Genomic DNA, 20,490 nt, shown 5'->3' with positions numbered 1-20,490 from the left:
TTATTCGTAAGGGGATTCCACATCGCCAAGCTCTACATAGACGCTCTTGACTTGAGTGTATGCTTCCAGTGCCTCCCAGCCGTTTTCGCGGCCCATGCCGCTTTGCTTGTAAGCGCCGAAGGGCATCTCGATGGGGGTGATGTTGTAGTTATTGATCCAGCAGGTGCCGGCTTGCAGTGCGTGCACCACGCGGTGGCCGCGTGCGAGATCGCGGGTGAAGACTCCGGCAGCCAGACCGTAAGGAGTGTCGTTGGCGCGGGCGATGACTTCGTCTTCGGTGTCGAAGGGTGTCACACACATCACCGGACCGAAGATTTCATTCTGCATGATCCACATCCCATCCTCGCAGTCGGCAAAGATGGTGGGTTGGAAAAAGGCACCCTTGAGGTCTGATGCACGTTTGCCGCCGGTGACCAGCCTGGCACCTCCGGTCACTCCTTTTTCGCAGGCATTGGCGACGCTTGTGAGATGGTCTTCGCTGATCAGCGCGCCGATCTGGGTGGCGGGATCCATGGGGTCACCGATCACCAGTTTTTCAGTCCGCTTGGTGAGCTGTTCGAGAAATGCGTTGTAGCAATCTCGCTGGACGAAGACGCGGGTGCCGTTGGAACAAATCTCACCTTGGGTGTAGAAATTGGCGACCATGGAGGCGCTCACCGCGTTGTTGAGATCGGCGTCGTCGAAGATGATGAGGGGGGATTTTCCTCCGAGTTCGAAGGTGACTTTTTTCAGGCTGCCAGCGGCGGCGGCCATGACTTTTTTGCCGGTGTTAACCTCACCTGTTAGGGAGACTTTGCAGATGCCATTATGCTCTACCAGTGCCTTGCCTACTTCTGCATCGCCGTGGACCACTTGGAACAATCCGTCCGGTAATCCTGCTTCTTTGAAAATGGGGCCAAGCTCCGGTGCTGTGAGGGGAGTCATTTCCGAAGGTTTGAAAATCAGCGCGTTTCCAGCAGCCAGACATGGCGCGGCTTTCCAACAGGCGATTTGCAGAGGGTAGTTCCAGGCACCGATGCCGAGACAAACACCCAGTGGCTCGCGACGGGTGTAGGCGAAGTTGTTTCCGAGATCAATTTGTGCACCGCGATCGCCGGCGATGATGCTGCCGTAGTATTCCAGGCAATCGGCACCGGATAAAATATCGACACAGTCGGCCTCTTGGATCGGCTTGCCAGTGTCCGCCACCTCAAGTTCGGCGAGGCGTTGGTTGTGCTCGCGGAGGAGGTCAGCGGCTTTCCGAAGCACGCGGCCACGCTCCATCGGTGAGAGAGCTGCCCATGCAGTTTGCGCTTGCTGTGCGCCACTAATTGCTTTCTCTAACAAATTTTTGTCAGCCACTGGCACTCTGGCGAGAACGTCTCCCGTTACTGGAGAAATTGAATCAAAGTAAGATGTAGCCTCAGAGATTTTTTGGCCGTTGATCCAATGATGAGACGTATTCATGGGAGCACTAACGAGCCCAAAAATGATCGGCTTAACAAGCGAAATGCGTCTACAAGTAGCTCGTTAAGTGCAATTCGTCGATTATGCCATGCGATGTTTTAATAATGCCATCGCGCGTGATGAATTATTCACTCACGTCAGGCGCGATGGCTAAGTTGGCCTTGCGTTGGAAATAGAAGTAACTCAGCACAAGGCAGACTAATCCCACCGCAGTGATGATCCATGTGAAAGCGGTGAAGAATGCGAGCTTATCGATATTTCCAAATAGAGTATCGCGCAGGAAATACAATGCCACCGTGCCGCCGTAGCCTACTGAATCGCATACGTAGATCGCAAAGACAGCTGTGCCCACATGATGGGTTTCCGCGATGATTTCATCGAACAATACCGAGCCAAACGGAACATAGGTGATATAAATTCCCACGCCTGAAATCACCATCCAACTAAAGCCACTGATGCTGCCCGCTTGAAATAACCAAGTGCCAGTTCCCAGTGCCACTAAACCGGATGCCATAAACAGCCAGACGAGTAATAGGCCACTCTGTAGTAACCATTTTCTTAGCCAGTAAAGCATTGCCAGACCAGCTGTCACGGTAAACCCCACGATGGTTTCTGAGTTTCCTAACAGGTTTTGAGTGCCTGATGTTTTGTCATATCCCAGTGCGCTATACAAATCCACTAAGTAGGTATCCCGGTAATCGCGGTAAGCGGTCAGAAGTAGATAGATCGTGCAAAGAACGATCATGCCAAAGGCGAAGCGACTGAAAAAGCGCTTGCGGCTTTTGCCATCCATCGAGGCTCGCTTGCTACGCGTGATGACGTCTTCCTGAGACGGTTGGGGAATCTGTTTCAGAAGGTAGATCGCGCCTAAAAAGATCGGCAAGTAATGCAACCCAACGATGAAAGGCATCCAGCCCTCACTAACTGGTCCTGTCGCTTTCACCGCTGCCTGACTGATAAAGGGAACGCCGTGCCACCAAGCAGCACCATCCCCAGCTAAGACGGCCAGACCGAAGTCTTTGACGATGCCACTTGCCATGATGTATGAGCAGGATAATCCGGCCAGCAAAACCTCGGAGGTTCTCCGCCCCTCCAAGTAGCTGACTACCACTCCCCAAACCACACCTAGTGAAAGTCCATTGATAGCAATGGGTAGAAATTTCCAGTTGTCAGGCATAGCACCGAAGACTAACAGAGAGATCTCGGCGATGAGTATGATTCCAGTTAGGAAAGCTGTGCGTTGTGAAGGTTTCAGCTCCGCGCAGACCTTGATCCCGATGACTTTTGAGAGTGCGTAGCCAATGATCTGGGAGGAGGCTAACACAGCTTTGATGCCCACTTCAGAGCCAAACCAAACATCGCCTTCAAAGGTGGCAGCCGTGAATGGCTTCCTGAATGCATACATGGAAAAATAAGCCAAAAATGAGCACAGAACGGCGTAAGTCATAAACACACCGTTAGGGGCACGGTTCAACCAACCAGTGATTCTGCCGGTGTTTTCAGCGGGTTCATTTTGCTGCATTGGGGCAAACCCTTGCCTAATGTTGAGCGGGCGGCAACCATCAAATTTGTGACCGTTTTGTGACGGGATGGAATTTTCGGTGGCGATTAATTTTCTTTTCCTCACAGATAAGATGGAGATATGTGGCTGTTATGCCGATTCAATCTATCTCGATATCGATCTCCTGGATCGCCATTGTTATTGCACTGGTTTTATTGCTGTTAGGTCGAATGAATCGGCACACCTCAAGCTCGAAGGTGAAGGCGCAATGTGTCTGGTGCCTTCGGTCATTGGGGATGGTGCTGTTACTTTTCGGTGTGCATTCGCTGCTGTGGAACGCACTGTCCGCCGAGAGTGTCGTGCGCTCCGGACTCCTGCTGATTTGCCATGCAATTTGGTATTTCTTGGCTGCCCGTATCGTCGCAACCTTTCTCGATGTTCACTTCTGGCACGCATCGGCAGAAAAGGATGGAGGAAAGCGACCACCTCCACGTGTAATCATTCACATCGCTTGTGTCCTCCTGCTTCTCACCGCTGCGATCTTGGTGATCCAGCGAGTATTGTTGGTGGATATTCCTACAGAGTTGGTCGTCTCATCCGGAGTGCTGGCTGCTGTGGCTGGCTTCGCAGCGAAAGATATTTTATCCGACATGGTAGCCGGCCTGGTCATCAGCATCGATCGACCATTTCGCCGTGGCCACTGGATCGAACTCGACGGCGGAGAAACCTTGGGGAAGGTGATCGATATTAGCTGGCGCGCCACCAAGGTGCTGACTTGGTTCAACACCGTCAAGGAAGTGCCCAACTCCCAAGTCATCCGTCAGACCTTGAACAATCTGAGCGCCCCAGAGCCGCGATATGGGCACTGGTTTTACATTCACATGCCAGCGGAGGTTTCCATTTCATTGACAAGAAGAGTGTTGCTGCAGGCCTGTCTCGACTGCGATGACGTGCTGGAAGATCCCAGTCCTGTGGTGCGCATCTGGGACATGGAACACCGACCATACAAATACATGGTCTATGTGTATTTCGAAAACTACGAGACCTACTTCAAGTGTAAATCGAACGTGCTGACGAGTATTAATCACGCCCTGGCAGAGGAGGGGATTGCCGTGGCCGCCAAGGCTCTGGATGTGGATTACTACACCTACGAACACGAACGCGCACCGGTGCTAGAATACTCTAACAAACAGCTGATGCAAAAAGTGAAGATTTTCCAGCTGCTTGATGAATCACAGCGTGAAGAACTGCTGGACGAGATGGAAGTGCTCCACTTCGACGATGGCGATGTCATCCTCGATGAGGGAGATGCCAATGATGCACTCTATATTCTGGCCAGTGGACGGGTGCGTGTGGTGAGGAAATTTGAAGACGGTTCGGAGCATTTGATCGAGCGCATGTCGCCTGGAAACTACTTCGGTGTCATGTCTCTACTGACCAGCGAACCGAGCCAAGACCGCTACATCGCCGGTGGAGAATGCCAGGTTCTTCAGTTCAAGCAATCTGCCTTGGACCACATATTCCAAGAGCACCCCGAATTGATGAAAGAGGTGGCCGATTTTCTGGCGAAACAAAAATTCCAACGCATGGCCGTATTAGGATCACTGACCCAATCTGACAAACAAAGCGGCGAAAAGTCGCTGAGTCGATATGGTAGGGAAATATTAGCGAGCATCCAGAGCGCTTTTTCGCCAAGAAAATAGCGGCGATTTGGCGAACATGTGAATTTACACCTCGGAGATGTGAACGTGCGACGACGAAAATGCCACTTCTTTTGATGATAATGCCCGTAGACCCCAAGATCATAAGTTGGTATTCTAATGAGGCTAGAAAGTGCTTCATTTGATTTTGAGGAGCTCAAAAGCAAGGAGCGATAATGAACATACACAGACTATGAAAATACAAAGAAATAAACTTCTCCGTCTTGCCGCCAGCAGTGCCGCTGGGTTGGCAATGGCTCAGGCAGTTAGTGCAGCAACTATCCTAACAGGTCAAGCTGGTGCTAATAACGCTGGAATTGACTCTAACCACGGTTCTAACGCTGTTGGAACACCGAATGTTACCCTCACTTGGGATAATGGTGGAGTCTGGGAGGTATACAATGACTGGGACGCCGAAGCAGGCAATTTAGTTTATCAAGTGGATGGCGATGGCGCTGGCACGGTGACTCACCAGATCGTGTTAACTCCTGATGCAGGGTGGAATGTAATTCTATCCTCCTTCGATGTTGATGACTGGGCTGGCGGAGGCGGAGACTCTTCGTTAGACTGGGATGTCACTGGTTCGGTTAGCGGAAGCATCGATAGCGGTACCTACACACAGCCTGACGGAACCAAAAGTGCGTTGGCTTTCAATGTGACCGGTTCGAATAATGAAACCCTGACACTCTCAATTACACAAACAGGTGGGTTTAGTTCTTACTTAGCCATGGACAATCTATCCTTTGACCAAGTTGCCGTGCCAGAGCCTTCATCAGCTTTACTCGGTGCAATTGGCCTTGGGGCAATGGCAATGCGCCGTCGACGCAAGTAAGGGGGCTAAAACTCGCTAACAATTTTCAATCCTCCCTCGCTTCGCGTAGGGAGGATTTTTTTGTTCAAGTTGACTCATTCTCTCCGTTCTCTAATTTGACTATTAACATGGAAGTAGGTGAAACATTTCTTCGGCAGGCCACCCAGTTCATGGGTGATGGCGATTTGTCTTCTGCTTTAGCTTCACTTCATCAGGCGACTGAGTCTGGGATCAATGCTGAGCAAACCCACAAGTGGTTGGTAGTTCTCCACACGCTTTACTGCTTTTGTGAATGTGAGAAGCTAGCAGGGTCTCTGATGGAAAATCCCGATGTGAGAACAGAGCAATTACTATCTGCTGCACGACTTTTTTTCGAAATAAGTCGTTACAAAATTGCTACAGATCTCACACGTCAAGTAAACGAACTGCAGCCAGGTAATCCGGATACACTGGCGATATTAGCATCTTGCTTGGAAAGGGATGGGATGAATGACCAAGCAAAACAGTTTCTCCACGAGAGTATCGCCATTGATCCTAGTCATGTTAGAACTACGAGGATGCTGGCACATTTGGAGCGACGTGATTCTGATTTTGCATCTGCAAGAATCAGACTGGAGAAGCATTTGCAACAATACCCATCCAGTGATGATTGGCGTCTGCAGTATGAATTGGCAGCGGTGTTGGATCGCTTGGGAGAACACTGTCGAGCGATGCAAGTTCTGTGCACGGCGAAAGCACAACTAGCACCGTATATTGAGATGCAAGCTTTTGAAAAAATGTCCACTCGTCAATGGGAGATAGTGCAGCAACTTACTTCTGAACGCTTGAGAAAGTGGAATTCTAACTGTGAGTTGAAGCCAAACCTCAGGCTTTGCTTGTTAGCCGGATTCCCACGATCTGGAACGACACTGTTAGAAAATATACTAATTAGTCATATAGACTGTGTTGGTACGGATGAAACGGGAATCATGTTCAGTCAATTTACGGATCCCCTGATCATGCAGGCGGAAACAGCGAGTGAGGGAATCGAGGAACTTGATTCTTTCAACGCGGATGAACTATCGGCTGGTCGTTACGAATTCCTCAGGTGCACAGAAGAGTATATCCAAGAAGCTGTTGACGGGCGTTGGCTGATTGAAAAAGAACCTTTGTTAACAGCCAATCTGGCGGTGCCGATGCGTCTGTTCCCAGATGCGAAAATCATCATGCCTTTGCGTGACCCCCGGGACGTTGTGATCAGTTATTTCTTCACGCTTGTTCCGGTAGGTGTTTCCTCACTGGCATCTGTGGAACTAGGGGAAACCTGCCGTTTTTATGCCTCTGTCATGAGGCATTGGCTGTATCTCAAACAAGTCATCCCAGAAGCACAGTGGTTGGAATTACGCTATGAAGACCTTCTCGAGAATCCGGAAACCCAGACTAGGAAACTGGCTGATTTTTTGGCCATTGAGTGGTCGGACGCCCTATTGTCACATCATAAAAACCTTAGCGAGCGTAAGGTTTCCACTCCTACTTACGATGATGTTTCCAAGCCTCTCTATAAGCGTTCTATTGCGAGGTGGAAAAATTACGAAGAGGCATTAGCTCCACACTTGCATTACCTTAAGCCATACATCGAGGCTTTCGGATACGAATAGTGCCAGTCACGTTTGCTCATCAAGTTGTAGATCTGTCGATTTTGCCACGGGATTGTCATTTTTGCCACTAGACGGAAATTGGATTTTTTGCATTAATTCCACTACAAATATGGGTGTGTTTCCGATGAAGGAGATGCACTGCCCATAATTTAAGAAACCCTAAAAAATAAAATTGATGAACCGAAATACCAGAAGCCGTGCAGCGGGACTCAGTGCAGTGTGCGCCGCAGTAGGAATTACCTCCGCCCTTACTCAAGCAGCGCAAGGTGCCAGCTTGTCGACAGATCTTGTGATCAATGGCGGGTTTGAGTCCGTCAATGCCGGAACAACTGCTGGATATTCTGCAACAGAGGTCAATGGCGGTTGGTTTGATTTCGCTGGTGGTTCCGTTTTCGCCTATAACTACGCCCAAAATTACGATGACCGTGATGATCTGGGTACGGTTCCTCCTGGTAACGATGGGAGTTCGGCCACAAATTACTATTTCACCTTCAACACTAACGATACCGCAGCAATCCAAAATATCGATCTATCCACCGGTGATACCGCAGCAGCCATCCTCGCAGGCACTGGACAATACGACATACGTGGATTCTTCACCAATTATGCTGACGATCTTGAGCTAGGAAGGCTGACTCTTGAATTCTATGATGGTGATCCTGGAGTGGATGGCTTCGGCGCTACCTTGGTTGGTTCGGCCATTAATTTTGACGTGACTAATTCAGAGGAGTGGGAGCAAGTGGGCGGCACGGGTGCGATTGACAGCACCGCGCAGTGGGCACGAATTATCGTGGATCATAACACGGCGAGTGGCTCCAGCAGCGGTCCTGACGTCTATGCCGATAATATTACATTTCAGGTGAATGTAGTCCCAGAGCCATCCAGCAGTCTGCTTGCGTTGGCAGGAGCTTCACTGATTGTCCTGCGCCGCCGCAGACACTAGAAATTGTTAACCAGGCTACCTGTATCATTGCCAGACCTATTCCGAAATTTTCGGGGTTTGAATCATCTGTAAATGATGAGCTTGGGCGGTTTTGCCATCAGTAAAGTTCTTTTTGCCACTGGACAGGGTTATCTGGTTTCAGTTATGTTAGGGAAAGCCAGTAGATAATATTCCTGCGATTAATGTAATACTCGAAGAGCTAACCAATTATTTAACCCTCTATCTACATCAGAAACAGATGGATATAACTAACAAAAGTCGCGCCGCCGGATTAAGTGCAGTATGTGCTGCAGTTGGAGTTGCCTCCGCGCTAACTCAAGCTACCCAAGCAGCTAGCTTGGCTACCGACCTTGTGGTTAATGGTGGATTTGAAGCCGATAATAGCGCAACTGTCATCACTGGTTGGAGCACCACTGGGGGTGGCACTACTGGAGCATATAATTATGATCAGGGTTACGATGACCGTAATGGGGCTGGAGACATTCCCCCAGGTAACTCAATCTCCCCTGAGGATTGGTATTGGACAATGAATGGCAACGATCAGGATGCCGTGCAAACAATCGATCTGTCAGCTGGTGATACGGCGACTGCGATCGCGGGTGGTTACGGCCATTACGACATACAAGGCTATTTCACAAACTACCTTGATAACCTTGAAGGCGGACGTCTGTCTTTGGAGTTCTATGATGGTAATCCTGGACTTGATGGAGCTGGAGCTAATCTTTTGGGGGCCGCGATCACATTTGACGATACCAATCTTGATGAATGGACGCTAATCGGAGGCACAGGATTGATCGATAGTTCAGCTCAGTGGGCCCGTATTGTTTTGGGGAAAGACCCTGGTACAGGCCAGTCTTTTGGCCCGGATGTTTACGTGGACAATGTGACATTTTTCGTAACCGCTCCTGAACCCTCAAGTAGTCTGCTTGCTCTAGCTGGTGCTTCACTCCTTGTGCTTCGTCGGCGAAGATGCTAGGTTTTACAAAACTCGTTAGGTGAAATTTGAAGCATCGAAAACATTTAAATAATCAACGCAGCCCCGCCCAGGAGAAGTCCGGCCGGGGCTGCATTTTTTCGGTGGACGAGTCACCAGCATGTCACCGATTGCGTGAACGGTGGAAAAAGTGTCGTGATGACAGGACTCTCGATGCTTGGCGAAAACTGGCGATTAAGGAACCGAAAAATTTACGCAGTCTTGGCTCTGCGGCTAGGGCGTTCGGGGAGCGGTTTCACTTTGAAACCTGTGAAAAAATCCTGCGCAAAATAGAGAGACTGGATTCGGAGTCGCCGATTGTACAGATGACCATTGCTGAGGTTAGACAATCAGCCGGGCTGCCAGAAGTCATGCCCGCGTATCTGAAAGCACTCAGCTATGCAAAAAATGATCCAGAACTCCTTGTTCGCCTTGCGCATCAGTTTGAGCGGACCGGTGAATTTGAAAAAGCATTGGAACTAGTGTCGCAAGTCGATGCTGATTCAGATCATATCCACCGTGCCCGTCTAGTGGAGTCGCGCGTACTCAAGAGGGATAAACAAATGCCCCAAGCCAAGGAAATTCTCGAAAAGTTGGTGAAGGAATTGCCCGAGCAGGAAGAGCTCCGCTTGGAAGCGGTGGGGGATCTCGCGCTTATTCATGATAGGGAAGGGGATTTTGATGAGGCATTCCGAATGATGACTTCGATAAAGCAAGTGCACTTGTCACGCTGTGCTTCCCAGAAGGCGGCCAGCGATTTCGCGACTCAACGGTTCGCAGTCTTGGCTGATTCCTTGACCGATAGAGATTTCACACGTTGGGCGGACGAGCTTGAGGATCGGGCTTACGAGCCTACTCCCGCGTTGCTAACAGGCTTTCCACGTTCAGGAACGACTCTGATGGAGCAGGTGTTAGATGCACACCCACAGATTGTCTCTACGGAAGAAAAGGATCTGATGGCACGTGAAATCCTGCCTTCTATCCACGGCAAGCTCTCTGCCGAGCATTCATTGCTGGAGGTGCTTGACCAGATCTCACATGCCACGGTTGAGAAAAAAAGAAAGTTTGTCTGGAGTGCATTCGAGACTCTCTCAGGTCAGTCACTTGGTGGCATGACTCATGTCGATAAAAACCCCGCCTATAACTTGCTGATTCCGCTCTACCTGAGACTTTTTCCCGAGACCAAATTGCTTATCGCGCTGCGTGACCCTCGCGATGTCTTGCTCAGCTGTTATCTCAGATATTTACCGCTCAATCCTGTGAGTGTGACTTTCCTGACCTTGGAAAGCACGGCACACCGCTATGCGCTCGACATGACGGCATGGCTCAAATTCTCCGAGATGATCAGTAACCCCTGGGTGGAGGTTCGCTATGAGGATATGGTAGGGAATATGGAGGTCGAAGCTCGGAAAATCTGCCAAACTTTGGGACTGGAGTGGCATGATGATATTTTACGATATCGAGAGAAGCTACAGCATAAGCAAGTCACTTCACCTACCTATGCGGATGTGAAGAAACCCATTTACAAACGCTCGCTGAATCGCTGGAAGAACTATGAAAAGCATTTGGAGCCACAGTTCGAAACACTTGCGCCATTTCTTGAGGCATACGGCTACGATTGATCGCACCGTCGATAATGCCACCATGATTAGCTAAGATGCCATTTTGGGTGTCGGTAGAACTGTGGCATCTTATGGTAATCAATCCATGAACCGTTCAGAATTTCTACGTCTTATCGGCTTTGGTGCCGTTGGTGCAGCCATTTATCGTCCCACGTTTTCCATGGGGGCGATCGATTATAACTTTGAGGGCACACCTTCCGGGTTGCGTCCGTATTTGCAAACACCGCGTCCAGACTCGATGTGGGTCTCGTGGTGGACGGATGCGGATACACAATCGCATGTGGATTTTGGAACGTCGGCAAGTAATCTGAACCAGACGACAACGGGAAGCGTCAACCAGCTCGACACGAATTATCACTACCACTCGGTGCGTCTAACAGGTCTTCAGCCAAATACGTATTATCACTATCGTGTACGGACGGAGAATGAAACTTCGGAGACGTTCCGTTTTCGCACACCCAAGGCCATTGGCACCTCGACGGGCCAGTACCGCGTCTTGGTGATCGGTGACAACCAGATCCTCAACTCGGAGCGGCGTTATGAACGACTGGTCGAGCGCGCTAAGAAAAAGGTGGAGGACATGTATAACGGTCCTCTCGAGGAAGTAATCGATCTCGTTATCATGCCGGGAGATCAGGTGGATTATGGTACCTTGAACCATTACCGCCATCTCCATTTCGGTTACACCGGTTGGATTTCTCCTTACGTTCCAATCATGACCACCGTGGGAAATCATGAGGTGTATGGCGATTCTAATCTCGCAAACTATAAATCGGTTTTCTTCTATAATGATTTAACATGCTCGGGTGTAAGCAGCCCAAATCCGGAGATCTATTATGCCTATCATCTGGCGAATATTTCCTTTGTTCACACATCTAGCGAGCACACGGGCAATACGCAAACGAACTGGGTGCAGAGCTTGGTCACGGCGGCAGATGCGGATAGCAGTGTCGACTGGATGATCAGCCTATGCCACCGGCCGTATCAGGCAGAACAATACATTGGTGACATTTCAAGCTGGATGCGGAACACGGCGATGCCGATCTTTGCTCAGACGGAAAAGCACGTGCTGAACATCGGAGCCCACCATCACATATACGCACGCGGGCAGACGACGGATTGGCCGATTTACCATATTATCTCAGGCGGTTCAGCATGGAATCAGTACTGGGGGCAATCGAATGAGGCGGATTACGATGACGTGCAGAAAACCATCGCCAACTGGGCGTGGCAGGTGCTTGATTTTGACCTGACTAACAGAACGATGGATGCAAAATGTTTCGCCGAGGCGAATAACAGATTCCCCTCGGCCACACGGTGGTCTTATAACAGCAAGTTGATCGATCAATTCCACCGCAAACTCGGAGCCGCGGCTCCAGTGACGCCAAGTCTGATTAACAATTTCACTGCGCCGGTGTCTCTTCCACTGACCTTGCAGAGTTCGGGATTCTTCGGTGCTGCTGGAGAGGCGCTGAACACCACATGGTTCCAAGTGGCTACCGATGCTCAGTTTACCAATCTGAAAGTGGATAGTGTGCGCGATGCAGAAAATATTTACGGTGACACAGGATCGCCTAACTATGAGCCGGTAGACACCCATGCCTCAGTGGATATTTTGAAGCAGACTCTTGCTGCTAACAGCTTGCCCGATGGTACCTATTATGCACGACTTCGCCACCGGGACTCCAATGTTCTGTGGTCGGACTGGTCGGCGGTGAAAACATTTGAGGTGACAGGCAGTTCCGGTGCCGGTGATCCATCATTGAGTTTGGAGAAAAAAGTATACGCTCCCGGTGAGGATATCAGCGTGCTCTACAATAATGGCCCGGGAAATTCCAGAGACTGGATCGGGATCTATCGAAAAGGGGAGCAGCCAGGGCCAGACGGTTCAACGACATGGAAATATGTTTCTGGCACAGGAGGTGTCATGCAGTTCACTGACAATCTCGCATCTGGTGAGGAATGGTTTGTCGCTTTTTTCGAGGATGACGGATACAGCGAAATTGCTCCACGGGTGCCCTTTTTTGTGGGAAGCCAACCAACCCTGAGCACGGATGAAGCGGCCTACGATGAGGGCGAGACGGCGCGTGTGAGTTTCTCGAACGGTCCAGCGGGGAACCATGACTGGTTAACCATCTATAAAGCTGGTAAGACACCGGAAGTCGACCCCTTCATCGCTTGGCAGTATTTGAATGGAAGCCAGACAGCACCGGCATCAGGAGTGGCATCAGGGCAGCTTAACTTTGCCGGATTATCCAAGGGATACTACTACGCGACCTATTTAGTGAACGACGGATTTTTTGAAATCGCCGATCGCGCCTACTTTTCCATCGGGGAAAGTATCGCCAGCGTTAGCATGACCAGTGCGGAGGTGACAGCAGGGGAGAATTTCACCGTCACCTTTTCTGACGGACCAGGCACACCGAAGGACTGGATGGGGATTTTCAAGAAAGGCGAGACTCCTGGACTAGACGTGCTGACCGCGTATTTGTATGTAGGAGGGAATGCAGAAGGGGACGTCACCTTTACGCTTCCAGATCTGCCGGAGGGTGAATACTTTTTGGCACTGTTCATCAATGATTCCTACACCGAGGTTTCCAATCGTTATTTCTTCACCGTTGCCAATGAGCTGCCATTTGAAATCACCGAGACTACGGTGAGTGATGGCACGATCCAAATTTCTTGGAGGTCGAGGCTGGACCAGACCTATGTCATCCAAAAAGGTAATATGGAAAGTGGCTGGACCGATGTAAGAACCGTCAATGGAACAGGTAGCCTGATGACTGAGTCGGTCTCAGTGCCGCCGGGGGAAACGAAGTATTTTGTGCGGGTGAAAAAGTCCTGAGGTTGGTTCAGCGTAAGCATTAGGCTGGCTAACAGCACAAAAAACCCACCCTGCTTCAGGCAGGGCGGGTGATAATGGTTAGAGAGTTATTGGACGATTATTCGTGCTCGCGGATGCGGCGTTCGAGACGCTCCTTGGCTTGCTCAGCTTTGTCGGCGATTTTATCGTCGTCATCTTCGCTGAAGAACTCGAGCACTGGCACTGCCCACTCGTGTTTCTGGTTGGCCATCCCTCCGATGATTTGCATTTTCTCCCGCTGGGTGCGTGCGGCACCGGCGAGCATGCGCCAGAGATCGCCAAGGTCTTCAGGATCGCGTTTGCGCTCCGTGCGAAGGAAGGCATAAGCTGAGTCGAAGGCTTTCTTGCGCAGGGCTTCGTTATCAGTTTCTTCGATGAACTCGATGAGGCTTTCAAACTGAGAGTCATCAGCCCAGTGACCAAGCGCTGCGATGGCGGCATTTTTATGGGCGGCGTCATCTGATTTCAGAGCGTCATTGACGACCTTGGCCGCTTCTTCGCCACCAGCAGAACCTGCTAGACGAAGCATGGAGAACTTTGCCCCATCGTTGATCGCGGTTTGATAGGAGCCAAGAATTGGAGAGGCGAATTGTTTTTTGTCCTCGGCTTGATCGATGAGATCGGCAGCGGCTCTCTCCGCAGCACCGCGCACGGATGCTGAGTCCGTGTTGTTGATCAGGGTGAGGAAGTCGTCGATGAATTCATCAGCGGGTTGCCCAATCGCGGATGTCCTTGCGGCATCGATGGCTGCGGCGGCTGCGCTGTCTTCAGCGGTATTTTTGGCAAATGACAGCAGCGGCGCGATGTTCGCTACATCCTTGCGGCGGGTCATCACAGCTTTGAAGATTTCTGTGCGGATGTTTTCCGGGCATTTTGCCGTGGTAACGTGCTCGAGGATGACCTTGTTAGGATCGTAGCCGTCACCAGCTGCTTTAGTGTAGGCGAGAACTTTGAGGAGAATGGGGCGCTGCTTGTTGTTCTCAGTGCTGGTGGCACGGCTGAGAACTCCGTCGAGTTCAGCTTCTGTCAGTTCAATGCCGTCTTGGAGCGTGCCTTCTTCGTTTAAGGCCAGGGCTCGTTCCATGACTTTGTTCACCCTCTCGGTGTTATTACGGTCACCCATGATCGATTTTCCGACGATGGCGGCGACAACGATCACTAGCGTGAGCATGCCAACGATCGCCCATTTGGCACCGGTGGGCATGCCCTTTTTCTTAGTGATGGCAACGGCCGGAGCAGCTGCTGCAGCCGGGGCTGGGGACGCGGGAGCTGCTGCTGGAGTGGCGGCAGGTTGAGCAGGAGGTACTGCACCCGTCAGAGAAATTGGTGGAGTAGCGGCAGGTGCTGGAGCAGGTGTCGCCGCAGGAGCAGCAGCCGGAGCGGGTGCTACGGGTTGAGTTCCTGTGAGTGTGATCTGTGGCGAGGTGCTAGGCTGCGGAGGAGATGCGGGCTGGGCAGGTGCTGCTGGCTGTGCGGGAATGGCAGGCTTGATAGGTTGCACTGGCTGGGGAGCGGTGGCTTCCTTACTAACAGATTGAGCCGCTGTCGCTTCTTTGACCAGCTGCTGCGCCTGCGTGTGAGGGCTGACTTTTCCATCTGCGTCTTCTGGTGGCGAGATGGGCTGAGGTGATGTTTTCGGATTCACTGCTTGCACCTGTTCTTCCGGTGTTGGTGCTGCCATTGGGACTGGAGCGGGTGCGGCTTCTGCTGGTGCGACTGGGGCAGTTTGAGGCGTTGGTTCAGCTGCGGGAGTGCTGCCGGGGAATAGTAATTTGGGAGTGCCTGGTTTTGGTTCGGGGGTGGGATCAGATGCAGTCATAGTAACAGGTTGGGTAGATTGTTTGTCGAGAAATAGGAAGCGCTCGAGTGCTTCGCGGGCGTCTTTGGGGCGAGCGTCCATGTTGCGCTCGATGTGCCACATAATCCAGTCGGCACCCCACTTGGGAATGTCTGGGCGCAGCTCGTGCAGAGGTGTGACGTGATGCTGGAGGTGGCTGGCCATGACGGTGGCTGCCGTTTCACCGTTGAACGGGTATTCGCCGGTGAGAGAGTAGTAATAGAGGCAACCCATGGCATACATGTCGGTGCGAATGTCGAGAGGTGTGCGCTCGAACTGCTCGGGGGCCATGAAGAAAATAGAGCCGAAGACCGCGTCGCCGTGGTCGATGGTTTGCAAGGACGGAACGGCAGAGAATTTGGCCAAGCCAAAGTCTACGATTTTAACCTGAAATTTACCGGATGGCAGCCAGCAGACCATGACGTTGCTGGGTTTCAGATCCCGGTGCACAAGGTTTAGGTCTTGCGCCGCGATCAGAGCTTCCTGTGACTGTAGTGCGATCTCCCGCAGGTCGTCCCAGGTGAGAGTTCCTCGCTCGACCATTTCATCGAGAGTTTTGCCATGGATCAACTCCATGACGACGTAAGGTCCGTCAGCGTCGACACCGGCATCGTATACGGTGACAATGTGGGGGTGCTGGACCGAGGAGAGGGCGGTGGCCTCTTTCAGCAGGTGCTTTGTAGCTTCCTCCTGATTTTCATAGCCGCCACCTGCAAGCACTCGTTTGATGGCAACCTCACGGTTCAATTGAGTGTCGAATGCTTGGTAAACAGCACCGACTCCACCTTCTCCTAACTTGCCTTTGATCTCGTAGCGTTCGTCGCTCATGTTATATAAAAGATGTAGGTAGTTTCTGCAAAATAAGCCGTGGTGCAATGATGAATTTCAGCAATCCTTGTGGGAAAAGGGCCATTGGAGGCTTGATTTGCGCCGATCTAGCCGATTTTCAACTTTCGGTTGCACGTCCACAGGTGTTGGGGGATAGTCCGCGCGATGAGCGATAAGAAAGACAAAGACCTGCCGGATCCCGATGAACTGCAGAAAATGCTGCAAGACATGTTTGGAAAACTAGGTGGAGGGGCAGTTCCGTTTCCTGGATTCACACAAGAACAGGAAAGCACGGATGAAGGCACCCCGGATGAAATGTCCGCGGATATCGACACGGCCGATGCCATTTTTGATTTTAATTACAAGCCGCGCGACATCAAAGCTCACCTTGATCGCTTTGTGATCCGTCAGGACGAGGCGAAGAAGGCCCTTTCCATCGCGGTGTGTGATCACTACAACCACGCCAAATTCATGCGAGGGCTGGAGCAAGAGCATGGCAAAATTCCGGATGGGATTGAGTATCAGAAACAGAACGTCATCGTAGTCGGCCCCACCGGTGTTGGTAAAACTTACCTGGTGAAACACATCGCCGAACTAATCGGTGTTCCATTTGTCAAAGCAGATGCCACCAAGTTCTCTGAGACCGGCTACGTCGGGGGCGATGTCGATGACCTTGTCCGTGAACTGGTGCAGAAAGCGGATGGCGATGTCGAACTTGCCGAGTATGGCATTGTTTACATCGATGAGATCGACAAGTTAGCTGGATCGAACGGAAACATGGGGCGCGATGTCAGTGGCCGCGGTGTGCAGACCACTCTGCTCAAGCTGATGGAGGAAACTGAAGTGGCTGCTAAAAATCCGAACGACATGAAAGGTCAGATGATGGCCATGATGGATTTTCAAAATGGAAAAGACGGTGGCAAAGACACGATCAATACTCGCCACATTCTCTTCATCGTCAGTGGTGCCTTTTCCGGATTGGAAAAAGTCATCAAACGCAGACTTCGCAGTGGCCAGATCGGTTTCGGCGCAGAAGTCGTCGATCCCAAAGATAGCGAACTTTTCAGTGAAGCAAGCACCCAGGACTACATCGACTTCGGCTTTGAAGCCGAGTTTATCGGTCGTCTGCCGGTGCGTGTCGTTTGCGATAAGTTAGAGGCCAAGGACTTTGTCAATATCATGAAAAATTCCGAGGGTAGCTTGCTGCGCCAGTACGAGCGTGAGTTCGCCGCTTACGGGATCCAAGCGAAGTTTGAGGATTCCGCGATTGAGAAAATTGCCGAGCGTGCCGAGACGGAGAATACCGGTGCTCGGGCACTGATGACCGTGTGCGAGAGCATGCTGCGCGATTTCAAATTCGAACTCCCCGGCACCGCTGTCAGCGAGTTGAGTATCGATGCCGATCTGATCGAGAAAAGCAGTGAGGTGCTGGCAAAATACCGTGAGCTCGGCCAGAGGGTGGATGTCGCCAAGGCCCGAGAGGAAGCGGACCTTTACTGTCGTGAGTTTCAGGAAAAACAGAGCATTACCATCAGCCTTACCGATGAAGCCGTGAGTCTGCTAGGTAAGGAGGCTGCCGCACAGGGGCGTAGCGTGCTGCAGATCTGCCAACAGCGCTTTAAGGATTTGCAGTTCGGCCTGAAACTGATCCAAAAGAACACAGGACAAGGTGAGTTTGAGCTTGGAGAGGAAGCCGTCGAAGATGCAGACAAATTCTTGAGTGACCGCGTAGTTCAGTCTTATACTGACGCCGCAGAGGCCAAACAGGCCGCGCAGGCTGGGGCTGGAACCAATCCTACCCCAGAGACACCTGAGGAGTAATCCGTGGTAGGTCTTGAACCTGGGTGGGATCAGTCGGTTTCTGCAACACACCCATGAGTTCCCATCATCACAAGCACCACTCCGCCGTCGGCAGGGTGGATGGACCCGCCTTGCTCTACGGCGCAGTAGGATTGATGTTCGCTGTGGCCATGCATTGGGTGGGCCTTTTTAAAAAAGGAAACACTCGGATACTTGAAGCCTTGATGGATCCGGTGTTTCGCGGTGGTGACCCACAGATTCTTAGCACCCCTGTCTTAGCTACTCTAACAGCTGTTTTCTGTTTCGGACTGGCCTTTGCTGTGCTCGATTCCTCGCGCGCTTGGCGCCGGATTATTCTTGGAGTTACCGTCTTGGTGTTAGTCTTAGCGATGGTGCCCACCTTGGCGGTATGGAACATCTACTTTCCTCCGATGATGACAATAGTGGGCGTCTTCTGGACCTGGTTCTGCACGATGATGTACGTTAATCATCATCTGATGCCATGTGATGCCATTGTGTCCACTCCATCCCAAACCGTAACAGCGCAGCCAGTTACACAGCCCCCTTCTGCGACTCCAACGCAAGCGACTCCGAAACCGAAAGAAAAACCGTCGACTGCAGCCAAAGCAAAAAAGGCAGCTAAGAAAAAGAATGCCCTCAAGAAGTCAAAGAAACGAAAGCAGGCGGCCACAAAAACAGCTCCGCAAAAAAACAAAGCAGTTAAGCCAGATACGAATGCCGGGCACGATGACGATAAATATAAACCAAAGGATTTGTTAGATGGCCAGAGCTGATTACCCACAACCAGTCGTTGCCCTCATCGCCGAACTCAAATGTCTTCCCGGCGTCGGCCCACGTAGTGCCGAGCGTATTGCTGTCTGGCTACTGCAAAATGAAAAGGCGAATCCCACCGAGCTTTCCGAGAGTCTGTTGGAAGCCAAATCACAAGTGACCTCTTGCGATACCTGCGGATTTTTTGCCACCGCTGACGGCTGTTCCGTGTGCGATGACACCAGCCGAGATACTCAGCAGCTCTGCGTCGTCGAGCAAGCCACTGATGTCCTGCCGTTAGAACGCTCAGGTGTCTTCGGCGGATTTTATCATTGCCTCGGAGGAAAACTTTCGCCGCTCGATCACATCGGCCCCGAACAGTTGCGCATCACGCCCTTGTTGCGTCGGCTTGAAAAAACTCCCGGCGTCGAGGTCATCCTGGCGCTAGGTGCGGATGTGGAAGGGGAGGCTACCGCAAACTACCTTGCCGAAGCTCTGGCATCCCGCGACTGCCGAATCACACGCATCGCCCAAGGTCTTCCAGCAGGTGGAGGTCTCGACCACGCAGACGACCTCACCCTCATGCGTGCCATGCAGGGGAGAAGGTGAGAGGCGGTTAGAAAAATTCCCCGATCTCGGATCTATCCCATTTTCATGGCAGGATTCACTGGATTGCTGGCTGGATAAATCCACGTTCTCAGTGATCTTAGGGGCCTCATGAAAGCGATCCAATTTATTCAAGACAGCAACGAGGCTGGCTCCGCGCAGCTGAACGAAGTTCCCACTCCCGTAGCCAGCGGTCACGACATTCTCGTCAAAGTTGAAGCCGTTGGCCTGAACCCGGTGGACTACAAAGTCCGCCCTGAACTAGGCGATGACCCAAAGACTCTCGGCTATGATGCCGCGGGCACCGTTGTCAGCTGTGGCGATCAAACAAGCCTCTTCAACGAAGGTGATCTTGTCTACTACGCAGGCGATGTCACTCGTCCTGGCTCCAATGCGGAATACCAGCTCGTCGACGAACGCATCGTTGCTAAAGCTCCCACTTCACTGGCTGCCACCACCAGCGCGGCCTTACCTCTAACTGCTCTAACCGCCTGGGAGTCACTGTTTGATCGACTGAAAATCATCCCTGAAATCCCGGCAGCCCAAGAGGGGAAGAGCCTCTTAATCATCGGAGGAGCTGGCGGCGTGGGCTCCATGGCCATTCAGCTAGCAAAATTATCGGGCCTAACAGTCATCGCCACCGCATCGCGCCAAGAAAGCGCCGACTGGTGCAGGAAACTTGGAGCCGACCACATCATCAATCACCATGATGATATGCCGGCACAGCTCAAAGAGCTCGGCTTTGATCACGTCGACTACATAGCCAACTTCAACGACATCGACAGCTCTTGGGATGCCATGGGCGAAATGATCGCGCCGCAAGGAAGTATCGTGCTCATCACCGAACACAGCAAGCACCTCGACATGGGCGGGCCCTTCAAGAGAAAAAGCGTCAGCATCTGTTGGGAATTCATGTTCACCCGTTCCATGTTCACCACCGATGACATCCTCGAGCAGCACAACATCCTAACACGTGTTGCCGAACTCATCGACGAAGGTAAACTCACAGCCACCGCCAACGACAACCTCAGCCCGATCAACGTAGAAAACATCCTCGAAGGCCACCGCCGCCTGGAAACCGGTAAATCGATCGGCAAACTCACCGTCTCCGGGTGGTAGAAAAAATGGACCGCGAAATAAATCATCAACCCA

At 51.6% G+C, this 20,490-nt stretch carries 14 protein-coding genes; 11 read left to right on the top strand and 3 right to left on the bottom strand.

All coding sequences use genetic code 11. The features are described from left to right. Together betB and ACSPJT_RS05180 are read right to left on the bottom strand one after the other, a co-directional pair. Entirely contained in the window at positions 1–1,446 is a 1,446-nt protein-coding gene (gene betB, locus ACSPJT_RS05185) for a betaine-aldehyde dehydrogenase (protein WP_435895303.1), read from the bottom strand. Between the two features lie 124 nt (positions 1,447–1,570). After that, positions 1,571–2,968 carry a DUF5690 family protein gene (locus tag ACSPJT_RS05180; protein ID WP_435895302.1) on the bottom strand — a complete coding sequence of 466 codons (1,398 nt, stop codon included), beginning with the start codon at positions 2,966–2,968 and terminating at the stop codon, positions 1,571–1,573. A gap of 131 nt (positions 2,969–3,099) precedes the next feature. On the opposite strand from ACSPJT_RS05180, the gene ACSPJT_RS05175 reads away from it, so the two are divergent. The 7 genes from ACSPJT_RS05175 to ACSPJT_RS05145 all read left to right on the top strand — a co-directional run bounded on the left by ACSPJT_RS05175 (position 3,100) and on the right by ACSPJT_RS05145 (position 13,478). Continuing rightward, positions 3,100–4,650: a cyclic nucleotide-binding domain-containing protein gene (locus ACSPJT_RS05175; protein WP_435895301.1), complete on the top strand. Its 1,551-nt coding sequence runs from the start codon at positions 3,100–3,102 to the stop codon at positions 4,648–4,650. Positions 4,651–4,840: 190 nt separating this feature from the next. Next, positions 4,841–5,479 carry a PEP-CTERM sorting domain-containing protein gene (locus ACSPJT_RS05170; RefSeq protein WP_435895300.1) on the top strand — a complete coding sequence of 213 codons (639 nt, stop codon included), beginning with the start codon at positions 4,841–4,843 and terminating at the stop codon, positions 5,477–5,479. Between the two features lie 107 nt (positions 5,480–5,586). Then, positions 5,587–7,095 carry a tetratricopeptide repeat-containing sulfotransferase family protein gene (locus ACSPJT_RS05165; protein ID WP_435895299.1) on the top strand — a complete coding sequence of 503 codons (1,509 nt, stop codon included), beginning with the start codon at positions 5,587–5,589 and terminating at the stop codon, positions 7,093–7,095. A gap of 175 nt (positions 7,096–7,270) precedes the next feature. Then, positions 7,271–8,038 carry a PEP-CTERM sorting domain-containing protein gene (locus tag ACSPJT_RS05160; RefSeq protein WP_435895298.1) on the top strand — a complete coding sequence of 256 codons (768 nt, stop codon included), beginning with the start codon at positions 7,271–7,273 and terminating at the stop codon, positions 8,036–8,038. A gap of 238 nt (positions 8,039–8,276) precedes the next feature. Then, on the top strand, positions 8,277–9,014 hold the full coding sequence (locus ACSPJT_RS05155) for a PEP-CTERM sorting domain-containing protein (RefSeq protein WP_435895297.1): 738 nt from the start codon (positions 8,277–8,279) through the stop codon (positions 9,012–9,014). A gap of 323 nt (positions 9,015–9,337) precedes the next feature. Beyond that, the gene (locus ACSPJT_RS05150) at positions 9,338–10,633 is read left to right on the top strand and encodes a tetratricopeptide repeat-containing sulfotransferase family protein (protein ID WP_435895296.1); all 1,296 of its coding nucleotides are present in this window, start codon (positions 9,338–9,340) and stop codon (positions 10,631–10,633) included. 85 nt (positions 10,634–10,718) lie between these two features. After that, a complete protein-coding gene (locus ACSPJT_RS05145; protein WP_435895295.1) occupies positions 10,719–13,478 on the top strand; it encodes a fibronectin type III domain-containing protein in 2,760 nt (919 codons plus the stop codon). Positions 13,479–13,575: 97 nt separating this feature from the next. Here ACSPJT_RS05145 and ACSPJT_RS05140 read toward each other — a convergent pair whose 3' ends face one another. After that, positions 13,576–16,161: a protein kinase domain-containing protein gene (locus ACSPJT_RS05140; RefSeq protein ID WP_435895294.1), complete on the bottom strand. Its 2,586-nt coding sequence runs from the start codon at positions 16,159–16,161 to the stop codon at positions 13,576–13,578. Positions 16,162–16,326: 165 nt separating this feature from the next. Between ACSPJT_RS05140 and ACSPJT_RS05135 the strand changes: the two genes are divergently transcribed. From ACSPJT_RS05135 to ACSPJT_RS05120, 4 genes are all read left to right on the top strand, one after another. Beyond that, on the top strand, positions 16,327–17,982 hold the full coding sequence (locus tag ACSPJT_RS05135) for an AAA family ATPase (RefSeq protein ID WP_435895293.1): 1,656 nt from the start codon (positions 16,327–16,329) through the stop codon (positions 17,980–17,982). A gap of 53 nt (positions 17,983–18,035) precedes the next feature. Then, positions 18,036–18,755, top strand: coding sequence for a hypothetical protein (locus ACSPJT_RS05130; protein ID WP_435895292.1), 720 nt, complete (start codon positions 18,036–18,038; stop codon positions 18,753–18,755). Beyond that, on the top strand, positions 18,742–19,341 hold the full coding sequence (gene recR / locus ACSPJT_RS05125) for a recombination mediator RecR (RefSeq protein ID WP_435895291.1): 600 nt from the start codon (positions 18,742–18,744) through the stop codon (positions 19,339–19,341). Before ACSPJT_RS05130 ends, recR begins: the two co-directional genes overlap by 14 nt. Positions 19,342–19,449: 108 nt before the next feature. After that, entirely contained in the window at positions 19,450–20,457 is a 1,008-nt protein-coding gene (locus ACSPJT_RS05120) for a zinc-binding alcohol dehydrogenase family protein (RefSeq protein ID WP_435895290.1), read from the top strand. Positions 20,458–20,490: the final 33 nt, after the last annotated feature.

The organism is Oceaniferula spumae, from assembly GCF_042849255.1.
Taxonomy (GTDB): Bacteria; Verrucomicrobiota; Verrucomicrobiia; order Verrucomicrobiales; family Akkermansiaceae; genus Oceaniferula; species Oceaniferula spumae.
The sequence above is the reverse complement of the archived record's forward strand: the minus strand, read 5'-3'. Positions and strand labels throughout refer to the sequence as shown.

Bases quoted from the DNA above. Each gene is read 5' to 3' on its own strand.
- betB (WP_435895303.1), bottom strand. From the start codon at position 1,446: ATGAATACGTCTCATCATTGGATCAACGGCCAAAAAATCTCTGAGGCT.
- ACSPJT_RS05180 (WP_435895302.1), bottom strand. From the start codon at position 2,968: ATGCAGCAAAATGAACCCGCTGAAAACACCGGCAGAATCACTGGTTGG.
- ACSPJT_RS05175 (WP_435895301.1), top strand. From the start codon at position 3,100: ATGCCGATTCAATCTATCTCGATATCGATCTCCTGGATCGCCATTGTT.
- ACSPJT_RS05170 (WP_435895300.1), top strand. From the start codon at position 4,841: ATGAAAATACAAAGAAATAAACTTCTCCGTCTTGCCGCCAGCAGTGCC.
- ACSPJT_RS05165 (WP_435895299.1), top strand. From the start codon at position 5,587: ATGGAAGTAGGTGAAACATTTCTTCGGCAGGCCACCCAGTTCATGGGT.
- ACSPJT_RS05160 (WP_435895298.1), top strand. From the start codon at position 7,271: ATGAACCGAAATACCAGAAGCCGTGCAGCGGGACTCAGTGCAGTGTGC.
- ACSPJT_RS05155 (WP_435895297.1), top strand. From the start codon at position 8,277: ATGGATATAACTAACAAAAGTCGCGCCGCCGGATTAAGTGCAGTATGT.
- ACSPJT_RS05150 (WP_435895296.1), top strand. From the start codon at position 9,338: ATGACCATTGCTGAGGTTAGACAATCAGCCGGGCTGCCAGAAGTCATG.
- ACSPJT_RS05145 (WP_435895295.1), top strand. From the start codon at position 10,719: ATGAACCGTTCAGAATTTCTACGTCTTATCGGCTTTGGTGCCGTTGGT.
- ACSPJT_RS05140 (WP_435895294.1), bottom strand. From the start codon at position 16,161: ATGAGCGACGAACGCTACGAGATCAAAGGCAAGTTAGGAGAAGGTGGA.
- ACSPJT_RS05135 (WP_435895293.1), top strand. From the start codon at position 16,327: ATGAGCGATAAGAAAGACAAAGACCTGCCGGATCCCGATGAACTGCAG.
- ACSPJT_RS05130 (WP_435895292.1), top strand. From the start codon at position 18,036: ATGAGTTCCCATCATCACAAGCACCACTCCGCCGTCGGCAGGGTGGAT.
- recR (WP_435895291.1), top strand. From the start codon at position 18,742: ATGGCCAGAGCTGATTACCCACAACCAGTCGTTGCCCTCATCGCCGAA.
- ACSPJT_RS05120 (WP_435895290.1), top strand. From the start codon at position 19,450: ATGAAAGCGATCCAATTTATTCAAGACAGCAACGAGGCTGGCTCCGCG.